11 protein-coding genes and 1 tRNA gene are annotated in these 12,462 nt (G+C 56.4%); 6 read left to right on the top strand and 6 right to left on the bottom strand.

The window, feature by feature from the left end; translation table 11 throughout:
* Window positions 1-41: 41 nt before the first annotated feature.
* The gene (gene lpxH / locus V6942_RS04230) at window positions 42-764 is read right to left on the bottom strand and encodes a UDP-2,3-diacylglucosamine diphosphatase (protein ID WP_106930505.1); all 723 of its coding nucleotides are present in this window, start codon (window positions 762-764) and stop codon (window positions 42-44) included.
* Between the two features lie 3 nt (window positions 765-767).
* The gene (gene ppiB / locus V6942_RS04225) at window positions 768-1,262 is read right to left on the bottom strand and encodes a peptidylprolyl isomerase B (RefSeq protein ID WP_106930503.1); all 495 of its coding nucleotides are present in this window, start codon (window positions 1,260-1,262) and stop codon (window positions 768-770) included.
* 185 nt (window positions 1,263-1,447) lie between these two features.
* On the opposite strand from ppiB, the gene cysS reads away from it, so the two are divergent.
* Complete coding sequence (cysS, locus tag V6942_RS04220) at window positions 1,448-2,833, top strand: cysteine--tRNA ligase (RefSeq protein WP_106930501.1); 1,386 nt, start codon at window positions 1,448-1,450, stop codon at window positions 2,831-2,833.
* 243 nt (window positions 2,834-3,076) lie between these two features.
* Here the strand turns inward: cysS and ybcJ are convergent, their stop codons facing one another.
* Window positions 3,077-3,289 carry a ribosome-associated protein YbcJ gene (ybcJ, locus tag V6942_RS04215; RefSeq protein ID WP_106930499.1) on the bottom strand — a complete coding sequence of 71 codons (213 nt, stop codon included), beginning with the start codon at window positions 3,287-3,289 and terminating at the stop codon, window positions 3,077-3,079.
* A gap of 1 nt (window position 3,290) precedes the next feature.
* A complete protein-coding gene (gene folD, locus V6942_RS04210) occupies window positions 3,291-4,157 on the bottom strand; it encodes a bifunctional methylenetetrahydrofolate dehydrogenase/methenyltetrahydrofolate cyclohydrolase FolD (protein ID WP_182929361.1) in 867 nt (288 codons plus the stop codon).
* A 250-nt stretch (window positions 4,158-4,407) separates the two neighbouring features.
* Here folD and V6942_RS04205 point away from each other — a divergent pair.
* Both V6942_RS04205 and sbmC read left to right on the top strand, forming a co-directional pair.
* Window positions 4,408-4,484: transfer RNA gene (locus V6942_RS04205), tRNA-Arg, on the top strand.
* 136 nt (window positions 4,485-4,620) lie between these two features.
* The gene (gene sbmC, locus V6942_RS04200; RefSeq protein WP_182965952.1) at window positions 4,621-5,091 is read left to right on the top strand and encodes a DNA gyrase inhibitor SbmC; all 471 of its coding nucleotides are present in this window, start codon (window positions 4,621-4,623) and stop codon (window positions 5,089-5,091) included.
* Window positions 5,092-5,162: 71 nt separating this feature from the next.
* Here the strand turns inward: sbmC and V6942_RS04195 are convergent, their stop codons facing one another.
* Window positions 5,163-6,473 carry a serine hydrolase gene (locus V6942_RS04195; protein ID WP_333500842.1) on the bottom strand — a complete coding sequence of 437 codons (1,311 nt, stop codon included), beginning with the start codon at window positions 6,471-6,473 and terminating at the stop codon, window positions 5,163-5,165.
* 140 nt (window positions 6,474-6,613) lie between these two features.
* Here V6942_RS04195 and V6942_RS04190 point away from each other — a divergent pair, with 140 nt between their 5' ends.
* On the top strand, window positions 6,614-7,528 hold the full coding sequence (locus tag V6942_RS04190; protein ID WP_333500841.1) for a LysR family transcriptional regulator: 915 nt from the start codon (window positions 6,614-6,616) through the stop codon (window positions 7,526-7,528).
* Here the strand turns inward: V6942_RS04190 and V6942_RS04185 are convergent.
* Complete coding sequence (locus V6942_RS04185; RefSeq protein WP_333500840.1) at window positions 7,484-8,326, bottom strand: DMT family transporter; 843 nt, start codon at window positions 8,324-8,326, stop codon at window positions 7,484-7,486. The genes V6942_RS04190 and V6942_RS04185 overlap by 45 nt on opposite strands.
* 245 nt (window positions 8,327-8,571) lie before the next feature.
* On the opposite strand from V6942_RS04185, the gene V6942_RS04180 reads away from it, so the two are divergent.
* A complete protein-coding gene (locus tag V6942_RS04180) occupies window positions 8,572-10,773 on the top strand; it encodes a TonB-dependent receptor (protein WP_420107832.1) in 2,202 nt (733 codons plus the stop codon).
* 145 nt (window positions 10,774-10,918) lie between these two features.
* Window positions 10,919-12,310, top strand: coding sequence for a phenylalanine transporter (gene pheP / locus V6942_RS04175; RefSeq protein WP_333500838.1), 1,392 nt, complete (start codon window positions 10,919-10,921; stop codon window positions 12,308-12,310).
* Window positions 12,311-12,462 lie beyond the last annotated feature (152 nt).

Here is a 12,462-nt window from a genome sequence, read left to right as displayed (position 1 = left end):
AACGGTTGCGTCGCCGTGAAATGGCGTATTCAGACGGAAATTTAAAACGCGAAAGGAATCAGCTCAACGTCGTCCTGGGTCACTTTGACCATCGAGCCGTTGCTGTGCCATGCTCCGAGCACCACGCGGTGCGCCAGCGCGCCGTTGGCGTTGAGCTCATGGATAGCCGGACGATGCGTATGACCGTGAATCAGCCACTGCACCTGATGTTTTTCCATCACCGCGACGACGGCATTCTGGTTTACATCCATGATGTCCATCGACTTGTGGCTATTGGCGGCTTTGCTGTCGTGACGCATTTTCTGCGCAATACGGCGGCGAATAAACAGCGGCAGGGCGAGGAACAGCCTTTGAATCCAAGGAGTATGTACTTTTGCGCGGAAGGCCAGATAGCCGGGATCGTCGGTACAAAGCGTGTCGCCGTGCATAATCAGCAGCCGGCGGCCATAGAGATCGAGCACCTGTTCTTCGGGCAGCAGCAGCATACCGCTCTCGCGGGCAAAGCGTTTGCCTATCAGGAAGTCACGATTGCCGTGAATAAAGAAACAGGGTACGCCAGCGTCAACCAGCGATTTAATGGCCGCAGCCATTTCACGGTGCAGCGGATTCGGATCGTCATCGCCAATCCACGCCTCGAACAGGTCGCCTAAGATATACAGTGCGTCGGCCTGGCGAGCTTCACCGCGTAAAAAACGCAGAAAACCGGCGGTAATCGCCGGTTCTTCTGTTTGCAGGTGCAAATCTGCGATAAAAAGTGTCGCCACTAATTACTCGCTGACGGTCACGCTGGTGATCACAACGTCTTCTTTCGGAACGTCCTGATGCATACCGCTGCGGCCGGTGGAAACGCCTTTGATCTTGTCAACAACGTCCATACCTTCAACGACTTCAGCAAACACGCAGTAGCCCCAACCCTGCAGGCTTTCGCCGGAGAAGTTCAGGAAGTCGTTGTCGGCAACGTTAATGAAGAACTGGGCGGTGGCGGAGTGCGGAGCCTGAGTACGCGCCATGGCCAGCGTACCACGGGTGTTTTTCAGACCGTTGTTCGCTTCGTTCTTGATCGCTTCTTTGGTGGTTTTCTGCTTCATGCCCGGCTCGAAGCCGCCGCCCTGAATCATGAATCCGTTGATAACACGGTGGAAGATGGTGTTGTCGTAGAAACCTTCGCGGCAGTAATCCAGGAAGTTTTTAACTGTTTCCGGCGCTTTGTCGTCGAAAGTTTTGATAACGATGTCGCCGTGATTAGTGTGGAAAGTAACCATTTCTGCATCCTGTTCCGTTTATTGTGGTGCTTTCGCCCGACGGTGGGCGGCATATAGGCGTCTGTTATAGCATAAGCCGGGACATCGATCACCTTGCATTGTGTGCTGCTTCCGGGTTGAATTACGGGTAGAATATACCGTTTCAGGCGTATGCCCGGTTCACACACGTAAACATGGAATTCTCGATGCTAAAAATCTTCAATACAATGACCCGCCAAAAAGAGGAATTTAAGCCTATTCACGCCGGTGAAGTCGGCATGTACGTGTGTGGTATCACCGTTTACGATCTCTGTCATATCGGCCATGGCCGCACCTTCGTCTCCTTCGACGTCGTCGCGCGTTACCTGCGTTTCCTCGGTTATAAGCTGAAGTATGTGCGTAACATCACCGATATTGACGACAAAATTATCAAACGTGCCAATGAAAACGGCGAAAGCTTTGTTGCGCTGGTGGATCGCATGATTGCCGAAATGCACAAAGACTTCGACGCGCTGAACATTCTGCGTCCGGATCAGGAGCCACGTGCGACCCACCACATTCACGAGATTATTGAAATCACCGAACAGCTGATCGCCAAAGGCCACGCCTACGTGGCGGATAACGGCGATGTGATGTTCTCGGTGCCCACCGATCCCAACTACGGCAAGCTGTCGCGTCAGGATCTGGACCAGCTTCAGGCGGGCGCGCGCGTTGACGTGGTGGACGTGAAGCGCAACCCGATGGACTTCGTGCTGTGGAAAATGTCTAAAGAGGGTGAGCCGAGCTGGCCATCGCCGTGGGGCGCTGGGCGTCCGGGCTGGCACATTGAATGTTCGGCCATGAACTGCAAGCAGCTGGGCAACCATTTCGATATTCACGGCGGCGGCTCTGATCTGATGTTCCCGCACCATGAAAACGAAATTGCCCAGTCTACCTGTGCGCACGACGGCGAGTACGTCAACTACTGGATGCACTCCGGTATGGTGATGGTTGATCGTGAGAAAATGTCCAAATCGCTGGGCAACTTCTTTACCGTGCGCGACGTGCTGAAGTACTACGATGCGGAGACGATTCGCTACTTCCTGATGTCCGGTCACTACCGTAGTCAGCTGAACTACAGCGAAGAGAACCTGAAGCAGGCGCGTTCGGCGCTGGAACGTCTGTACACCGCTCTGCGCGGCACCGATAAATCCGTCGCAGCGGCGGGCGGCGAGGCGTTTGAAGCACGCTTTATTGAAGCCATGGACGACGATTTCAACACACCGGAAGCCTATTCCGTCCTGTTTGATATGGCGCGTGAAGTAAACCGCCTGAAAACGGAAGATGCGCATGCGGCCAACGCGCTGGCGTCGCATATGCGTAAGCTCGCCTCTGTGCTGGGGCTGCTGGAGCAGGAACCGGAAGCCTTCCTGCAAAGCGGTGCGCAGGCTGACGACGGTGAAGTTGCGGAAATTGAAGCGTTAATTCAGCAGCGTCTGGATGCGCGTAAGGCGAAGGACTGGGCGGCGGCCGATGCCGCGCGTGACCGTCTCAACGAGATGGGCATCGTGCTGGAAGATGGCCCGCAGGGCACCACCTGGCGCCGTAAGTAATCTGGTCGGCCCCGCCGCGCGAATAGCGTGCGGTGGGGCCGTGCTTCATGCTCCCCCCTCCACGACTCCACCATATTCCTCTGATATCACCATCCGCTCCCCGTAAGGCGTGCGAACGCGCAAAGGGCGGCTATTTCATCGATAACGTGCAGGGGAGTACCGCTGCGCGCAGCAGGGGAGAGTCTGAATGGGGGGAGAGAAATAAACCCGGCGTTGCAGCGCTCGGCCGGGGGACTGGCGGGATTATGCGGTAACGGTGATGCTCTGGCCTTCAAAACTCACCGTTTGACCGGCGATAATTTTGCAGCGTTTGCGGGTTTCGACCGCTCCGTCCACTTTGACCAGACCGTCGGCGATGGCGATTTTCGCCTGTGCGCCGCTTTCGCTCCAGCCTTCCAGCTTCAGTAAGTCACAGAGTTCCACATGCGGATGCTTACCCAAAGAAAATGTTGCCATCTTATGCCTTCTCCACGTCGTGATACTCTTCACAAGCCTGTAAGGTGTTTTCAATCAGGGTGGCAACGGTCATTGGACCGACGCCGCCCGGTACCGGGGTGATGTAGGATGCGCGCGCGGCGGCATCTTCAAACACCACGTCGCCGACAACTTTACCGCTTTCGAGACGATTAATCCCGACATCAATGACGATTGCGCCTTCTTTAATCCATTCACCCGGAATAAAGCCTGGCTTGCCGACCGCGACGATCAGCAGATCGGCGTGCTCGACGTGATGGCGCAGGTTTTTGGTGAAGCGGTGGGTGACGGTCGTGGTGCAGCCAGCCAGCAGCAGCTCCATGCTCATCGGGCGACCGACGATATTGGACGCGCCGATCACGACCGCATTGAGGCCGTAGGTGTCGATGTTATAGCGCTCCAGCAGCGTCACGATACCGCGTGGGGTGCACGGGCGCAGGCGCGGCGCGCGCTGGCACAGGCGGCCAACGTTGTACGGATGGAAGCCATCGACGTCTTTGTCCGGCGCAATGCGCTCGAGGACTTTCACGTTATCAATGCCCGCAGGCAGCGGAAGCTGCACCAGGATGCCATCGATAGTGGCGTCGGCGTTCAGGGTATCAATCAGCGCCAGCAGCTCAGCTTCGGACGTGGTTTCCGGCAGATCGTAAGAGCGGGAGACGAACCCCACCTCTTCACAGGCTTTGCGCTTGCTGCCGACATAAATTTGCGAAGCCGGGTTGCTGCCAACCAGCACAACGGCGAGCCCAGGGGCGCGTTTTCCTGCGGCAACGCGCGCCTTCACTTTTTCCGCAACCTCAGAGCGCACCTGCTGCGCAATCGTTTTACCGTCAATAATCTTTGCTGCCATCAGGGAAACTTTTCCATCTGTCATATACGAAGGGGGGATGCACATATTTTGTCAGATGCGAGGCTTGCTGTCAGGTATCGTTTGCGAGTTTTCATCGGAAAGTCGTTTTGTTGAAGACTTGAGCGATAGTTGGTCGTACTTTGTCCATCGTCGCTGGCGGCGCAGGTTTCGTTAGAAAATGGATTGACTCATCGGACTGTGACCGTATAATTCCACGCGTTTCACCCCCTCGAAGTGTCCACTTCTCAGTGCGCCCTTAGCTCAGTTGGATAGAGCAACGACCTTCTAAGTCGTGGGTCGCAGGTTCGAATCCTGCAGGGCGCGCCATTTATCCTTTTTTTCTTCCGTCCTACGCGTATTGGCAAGAGTGCGAATTTGCTCACATATTGTTCGCTGTGTGATTGTCTGTATCCGAAAACAGTGATTATACTGTATGTAATTACAGTGTCTTAACGGAGGCGGTATGGAATACGAAGTGAAGCAGGCTGCAGCACGTAAAATTGCCGGTTTTCATATGGTTGGCCCCTGGGAGCAGACGGTTAAACAAGGCTTTGAGCAACTGATGATGTGGGTCGAAGGTAAACAGATCCCCGCACAAGAGTGGCTGGCGGTTTACTACGATAATCCCGACGACGTCCCGCCGGAGAAGTTGCGCTGTGATACCGCCGTCACGGTACCCGAGGGTTTTGTTATTCCGCCAAACAGCGAAGGCGTGATGATGACCGAGGTTGAAGGCGGCCTGTATGCGGTGGCGCGCGCCCGCGTTATCGATCACGACTTCTCTACGCCCTGGTATCAGTTCTTTAATAGCCTGGCGCAAGATGAGGCGCATACCATGGCGCCAAAACCGTGCTTTGAGCTTTACCTGAACAACGGTGCGCAAGACGGTTACTGGGATATTGAAATGTATGTCGCGGTAGCGCCGAAGGCGTAATAAAAAACGCCAGAGCGCATGAGCGACTCTGGCGTTGAGTGCGCTGGCGGACATACGCCGTTGTCGGGATCTTAACGGAGCGCGTGGGCGATCGCGCTGAACATCAGCGAAGCCTCAAGCGGCTGAGCGCTGAAGGACGGTTCTGCCTGCGGCCACGTTGACCACTGAACGATCACCAGATTCTCCGCGCGGTTTACCATAATCATTTGCCCATAAATTCCCAGCGCCCACATAGAGCCTTTGAGAGACTTTTTTGCCGCAGGAACAACGTCGCGAGCATTAGCGGGAACTTCATTGTTCCACCATTGGTAGCCATAGATTCCCTGCGGATGTGCGGCGGAAACGGAGCCTTTTGCGGTCGTCCAGGCGGCGGAGTCCGAGACCCAGTTTTCCGGCAGTATCTGTTTGCCGTCAGGCAGGCGGCCGTTGTGTAACACGAATTCACCAAAGCGTCCCCAGTCTTCCAGCGTAGCGTTAAAGCCATGCGCGCCAACGTTGTGCTGACCTTTGGCATAAGCGTGCCATACGCCATCATTTGCCATACCGTACGGTTGCCAGATGCTTTTCTCAAGGTAGGCCGCGAGCGTCATACCGGTAGCACGTTCCAGCACGTCGCCCAGGAGCCAGGCACCGCCGGATGAGTACGACCAGACTTCACCCGCCGGATGCGCGCGCTTCAACCCGGAGACCAGCTTGCGTACGCAATCATAGGTGCCTGGATGCGCCTCGCACTGCGTCAACTGAGCGAAATCAGACTGTGGATTGGTGTAATCCTCATTCCATGCGACCCCGGAGGTATGCTGGATCAGCTGCTTCAGAGTGACACCCTCCCAGGCGGTCCCCTTTAAGTCAGGCTCATACCGTGTGACCAGATCGTTCAACGAATGAATTTTGCCTTCCTTCAGCGCAACCCCAACCAGCGTTGAAACCACCGATTTGCCCACTGAACGCGAAGTCCACAGGGTGCTATCCGTATTGCCTTCGCCTAAATATTTCCAGGCTATCTTGCCGTCTTTCAGGACCAGCATGCCGCTCACATTCTGTCGTTTAATGTAATCCTGCAAATTCCATGTTTGCCCCTTCAACTGGTAAGTGGCTTGGGTGAGCGGTTGGTTTGCCATTTGCAGGGGGGTTGCATGACCGTGGTGGAAAACATCGCCCGCGTAGTTGCGATAATCGTTACGAAAGCCGATGACGCGCTCGGCCTGATCCCAGGTGAGCATCTTTTGCGTATCCGGCAGTTGAGCGTCAAACGGTGCCGGGCAGCGGGTTAATTCCGTCCCTTCGCAGGCGGCCATGGCCGGGGCGCAAAAGAAGGCTCCGGCAACCAGACCGGCCAGCAGACAATATTGTGCAGGTGAAGATTTTTGTTTTTGATTCATAGCGTTCTCGATTTTCGTTATACCCATAGACAGGTCACCGCGCAGAGAGGTGATACGGATGCAGTATAAAAATCGGCGGACTATAATAAAAAACGCAATATGGGGGGAAAACCCCACCATAAGAGCTTAAGGAGAGAGGTGTGCCGTCATTGTCGTATTCACTTGCCCAGCTTGAAGCCTTCACCGCCGTTGCCGAATACGGCAGCCTCGTCAAGGCGGCCATCAGGCTCGGAAAAGACCGCACGACGCTGCGCGATTTGATCGATCTTCTTGAGGATGGTCTGGGCTATGAACTGTTTGTTCGTCAGGGACGGTCGCTGCAGCTTACGCCTGAAGGCGAGCTGCTTCATCGTCAGGCCCATCTGCTGATTCGCCAGGCGCGGGCATTTGAGCAGTTTGCGCATCAGGTACCGGCCACCGATGTTCAGTCGCTTGAGGTCATGTACGATCCCTTCACCCCGCGCGCCTTTCTGCGGGCAATGATTGCGCAGATGGCCAAACGCAACGTGCGCTTGAGTCTGACCTGTACGACGCGTGAGCAAGGGGAGAGCGCGTTAGCAGCTGGGCAGGCCGATTTGGGTTTTTTTCAGGCCCATAATCGCAGCCTTGGTAATGAAATGGAGTGGCGCGCGCTCGGCAGCGTTGAGATGAATTTCTACGCCTCGCAGAGGCGTTTTGCCGATGTAGTGCTGCCCTGTTCACTGCTTGACCTGTCGCTTATTCCGCAGATCGTGATGCACCCGGCGAGCGACATACCGGTGTCCCGTCGGCTGCAAATTGCGGGAAGCGTGATTTTTAGCAATGAGCGGGAAATGGTACGCAGTCTGATAGAGGCGGGATGCGGATGGGGATTTTTACCCACGCATTTTCATGCATCGCAATGGGCCGGAGTCTCCGTCGTGCCTACGGTGGTGGGCAACGAGGGTATCAGCCAGACGATGGTGGTTATCTGGCGTCCCGGCAGCGATAAACGCCCTATCATCGAAGAGGCGCTTGCTCATCTGCCCACGCTATGGCGTGAAGCCTCTGCCTCGTCGGTCGGCGGCAATCACTAGCCCGATCCCGGACAGGGTCAGTGCGATAGCCACCAGCATCCGCGTATCGAGCGTTTCGCCCATCAAGATAAGGCCTCCCAGCGCCGCGAGGCAGGGAACGCTCAACTGGAGCGTGCTGGCAGTGGTTGGGCTCAGTCGCGGTAGGATGGAATACCATAGCAGGTAGGCACCGCCAGACATCAGCGCCCCCGACGTGATGGCCAGCAGCAGCCCCGCCGCATCGGCGTGGATGGGCACGCCGCTCAGCACGAGCGCGACCAGCGCCATCGGTACGGCCAGCGTAAAATTGCCTGCCGTGGCCGCCGCCGCGTTCTGGACCTTTTTGCCGGTAATACAGTAGGCCGCCCAGGCCGCGCCGGAGATCATCATCAGCAACGCCGCCCCGCCGGAAGGATGACCCGCGCCCGGCAAGAGCAGCAACGCCAGCCCGGCCATTGCCCCCAGCATGCCCACGCTTTTGAGCCACGTCAGCCGTTCTCCACGTATCAGCCCCCAGCCGGTCATCACGCACTGCACCGTGCCGAAGAGTAACAACGCGCCGGCGGCGGTCGTTAATGACAGATAGGCCAGTGAAAAGGCGAAAACGTAAAGGGCCAGCAGCGCCGCGTTCAGACCATTGAACTCTGGTTTTTTGGGGATGCCGGGCAGTCGTAGAAAAAGCAGCAGCGCGACCGCGCCGCTGATCAGGCGGAGGGCGCTGAAAGAGACGGCGTCCATATGCATACCTTTTAGCGCCAGCCGACAGAGCAGGGAGTTGGCGGCAAAGGCGGCCATGGTGAGCAGAATCTTGGGGAGCACGGAGAATTCCTCGTCAAACGGTTCGCTGATTATGCACGAAGCCGTCGCACGTCGCGCCATCGTTCTTAGATGACAACCTGTTTTGAGTCACGTCTATTGACACTTGATTACGTAAAGATAATGAGTATAGTTCTCGTTCTCTTTTTTATTCACCGGTATGGTGCGGCAAACCCGGCAATCGATGAGGGTAGCTTACGGGGGCGCTGAAGCATGAGATCACGCTAAACCTGCTGTCGCCATCGGTGATTTTTGATTCCGGGAATGCTTCTATGAAAACCAAACTCTCCGCGCTGGCTCTGGCGATAAGCGCCGTCATGCCCGCCGCACAGGCTGATGATGCGGCAACGGCCAAAAAACAGCCTGAAACGATGATTGTTCAGGGCGTCGATGGCGGCGACTTTAAGGCCGGTGGTGAACAACTGGTGCCCGCCTACCTTGATGGGCAGGTGGCTCATGGTGGGCGCGTGGGGATGCTGGGCGAGCAGAAAGCGATGGACGTCCCGTTCAACGTTATCGGCTATACCTCGAAGCTGGTGCAGGATCAGCAGGCGAAAACCATCGCTGATGTGGTGAAAAACGACGCTGGCGTACAGGCAGTACAAGGCTACGGCAACTTTGCTGAAACCTATCGCATCCGCGGCTTTAAGCTCGACGGCGACGACATGACCATGGGCGGTCTCCCTGGCGTAGTGCCACGTCAGGTAGTGGATACTCAAATGCTGGAGCGTATTGAGGTCTTCAAAGGGGCGAATGCGCTGGTGAACGGCGCGGCAAGTTCCGGCGTGGGCGGCATGATTAACCTTGAACCGAAACGCGCTGAAGATATCCCAACGACGCGTATTGGCGTGGATTACACCAGCGATTCTCAGGTGGGTGGTTCGCTGGATGTTGGCCGTCGCTTCGGTGATGACAATCAGTTCGGCGTGCGCGTCAACGTGCTGCACCGTGAAGGGGAAGGCCGTATCGATAACGATAATCGCCGCACTACGCTGGCCTCGTTGGGTCTGGATTACCGTGGCGATCGCTTCCGTTCATCCGTCGATTTTGGCTACCAGAAAAAGACCTTCCACGGCGGTGAGATGGGCATAGGCTTCGCGGCGATTAGCGAAGTGCCGAAAGTCCCGGACAACAGCAAAAATACCGGACAGAAGTGGGGCTACAGCGATATCGAAAATGAATTCGGTATGGCCAAAGCGGAATACGATCTGAACGACAGCTGGACCACCTACGCGGGGTTAGGCGCGCAGCATGCGCACGAGCAGGGGATCTATGGCGCACCGAAGCTGACCAACATCAACGGCGATGCCACCATCGGGCGTCTGGATACTAACCGTATTATCGATAGCTTCAGTGGTATGGGGGGCATTCGCGGTCGCTTTAACACTGGCGTGGTGTCACACAATGTTAACGTTGGCTATTCCGCGCAGATCCGCAGCGATGCCACCGCCTGGCGTATGTCGAACAGTAAAGCCAACCCGGTCGTTAATATTTACAACAACCATGATGTGAGCATGCCAGCGTACGCATCGGTGGGCGGTAACTATCACGATCCGCTGGTGACTGCGCGTAACCGTACTCAGGGCTGGCTGTTCAGCGATACCGTCGGATTCTTTGACGATACGCTGCTATTTACCGCCGCGGCGCGCAATCAGAAGGTGGTGATTCGTAACTACAGCAACGAGACGGGCCTGGAGACCACCTCCTCCAGCTTTACCGAAAGTCGCTGGATGCCCACTTTTGGCCTGGTCTACAAGCCGTGGCAAACGGTGTCGCTGTATGCCAACCACACGGAAGCCCTTCAGCCGGCGGACAATGCGCCGAAAACGGCAAAAAACTATGGTCAGAGCATTGGGATCGCGCACTCCAAACAGGATGAAGTGGGCGTTAAGATTGACTACGCCCGCGTCGGCGGGTCGCTGTCGCTGTTCCAGATTACCAAACCGTCCGGGGTTCTGGATAACGACGGCTACTACCGCATGGATGGTGAACAGCGCAACCGGGGCCTTGAGCTGAACGTCTTCGGCGAGCCGGTACTCGGCCTGCGCCTGAACGGCAGTACGCTGTGGATCGATCCTGAAATGACCAAAACCAAAGGCGGCCTGAACGATGGCAACGATGCGATCGGCGTGTCCCGCTTCTATGCGGTGCTGGGTGCAGAGTATGACATTAAACCGGTTGACGGTCTGACGGCCACCGCGCGCGTCAACTATACCGGTTCTCAGTATGCTGATAGTGCCAACACCAAAAAACTCGACAGCTACACTACGCTGGATTTAGGGATGCGCTATCGCATGCACCTCAACCAGGAACAAAACGATTTGGTGTGGCGCGTGGGTGTGACCAACGTGACCAATGAAAAATACTGGTCCGGGGTCGACGACACCGGTGTTTACCTCTATCAGGGGGAGCCGCGTACGCTGAAAGTCGCAGTCAGCTACGACTTCTAAGTCATTGCAAAAATAAGGTTATTGCCCCGGAACGCTCGTCCTTCCGGGGCTTTTTGTTTCCGTCGTCCGGGTACTGATTGCCTTGCGGCAAGCCGCGCTAAGTGTTAAAAGGTGCCCCTTCCTATAAAAGCTACAGGGGTTAGACGTGAAAAACGCGTCCTCAGCATCCAGCCAGAATCAACCGGATGCTTCGTCGGAGCAGGGGCCGACGCTTCACCGCGGGTTACAAAACCGCCATATCCAGCTTATCGCCCTCGGGGGCGCCATCGGTACCGGCCTGTTCCTTGGCATCGGCCCAGCCATTCAGATGGCAGGCCCGGCGGTGGTACTGGGTTACGCCATTGCCGGTATTATCGCTTTTCTGATCATGCGCCAGCTCGGCGAAATGGTGGTGGAAGAGCCGGTATCCGGCTCGTTTGCGCATTTTGCCTATAAATACTGGGGGCCGTTCGCTGGTTTTGTTTCCGGCTGGAACTACTGGGTGATGTTCGTGCTGGTAGGCATGGCCGAGCTGACCGCCGCCGGGATCTATATGCAATACTGGCTGCCGGACGTGCCGACCTGGATCTGGGCGGCGGGGTTCTTCATCCTGATTAATGCCGTCAATCTGGTCAACGTGCGCCTGTACGGCGAAACCGAATTCTGGTTTGCGCTGATTAAAGTGCTGGCGATTATTGGCATGATCGGCTTTGGGATCTGGATGCTGGCCACCGGACGCGGCGGCGATCATGCCAGCATTGACAACCTCTGGCGCGACGGCGGTTTCCTCGCCACCGGCTGGAAGGGGCTGATTCTGTCGCTGGCGGTCATTATGTTCTCTTTCGGCGGTCTGGAGCTTATTGGTATCACGGCGGCGGAAGCGCGCAGCCCGGAAACCACTATTCCAAAAGCGGTCAACCAGGTGGTGTACCGTATCCTGCTGTTTTATATCGGCTCGCTGATTGTACTGCTGGCGCTGTATCCGTGGCAGGGCATCAAGTCAGATAGCAGCCCGTTCGTAATGATTTTTCACAATCATGACAGTAACGTGGTGGCTTCTGCGCTGAATTTCGTCATTCTGGTGGCCTCGCTGTCGGTGTACAACAGCGGCGTTTACTCAAACAGCCGCATGCTGTTCGGCCTTTCCGTGCAGGGCAACGCGCCGCGTTTCCTGACCCGGGTCAGCCGCCGCGGCGTGCCGGTTAACTCGCTGCTGCTGTCGGGCGCGATCACCTCGCTGGTGGTGCTGGTTAACTATCTGCTGCCGCAGAAAGCCTTTGGCCTGCTGATGGCGCTGGTGGTCGCAACGCTGCTGCTGAACTGGATAATGATCTGCATGGCGCACCTCAAGTTCCGCTCGGCGATGCGCCGTAAAGGACGCGAGCCGAAGTTCAAAGCGCTGCTGGCTCCGGCCAGTAACTACGTTTGCATTGCGTTCCTGCTGATGATTCTGGTGCTGATGTGCACGATGGACGGTATGCGCTTGTCGGCGATTCTGCTGCCGGTGTGGGTGCTGTTCCTGTTTGTCGCGTTTAAAACGCTGCGCCGTAAGGCGTGATCGCTTAATCAGAAGGCGGCGCACTGAGCCGCCTTCTGCCGCACTCTGCGCGTCTTTTGCGCATTCTGTTTAAATTTCCCGCTGCTCGTTTATCGTGACCGTTCTCGCAAAACCGAACTGACACGCGCGATCTTATTTTTGTAATCGATTAC

Origin of the sequence: Kluyvera genomosp. 2 (assembly GCF_036759865.1) — a bacterium.
GTDB lineage: Bacteria > Pseudomonadota > Gammaproteobacteria > Enterobacterales > Enterobacteriaceae > Kluyvera > Kluyvera ascorbata_B.
The sequence above is the reverse complement of the archived record's forward strand: the minus strand, read 5'-3'. Positions and strand labels throughout refer to the sequence as shown.

Coding starts and splice junctions, on each gene's coding strand:
- ppiB (WP_106930503.1), bottom strand. CDS start 1,262: ATGGTTACTTTCCACACTAATCACGGCGACATCGTTATCAAAACTTTC.
- cysS (WP_106930501.1), top strand. CDS start 1,448: ATGCTAAAAATCTTCAATACAATGACCCGCCAAAAAGAGGAATTTAAG.
- ybcJ (WP_106930499.1), bottom strand. CDS start 3,289: ATGGCAACATTTTCTTTGGGTAAGCATCCGCATGTGGAACTCTGTGAC.
- folD (WP_182929361.1), bottom strand. CDS start 4,157: ATGGCAGCAAAGATTATTGACGGTAAAACGATTGCGCAGCAGGTGCGC.
- sbmC (WP_182965952.1), top strand. CDS start 4,621: ATGGAATACGAAGTGAAGCAGGCTGCAGCACGTAAAATTGCCGGTTTT.
- V6942_RS04195 (WP_333500842.1), bottom strand. CDS start 6,473: ATGAATCAAAAACAAAAATCTTCACCTGCACAATATTGTCTGCTGGCC.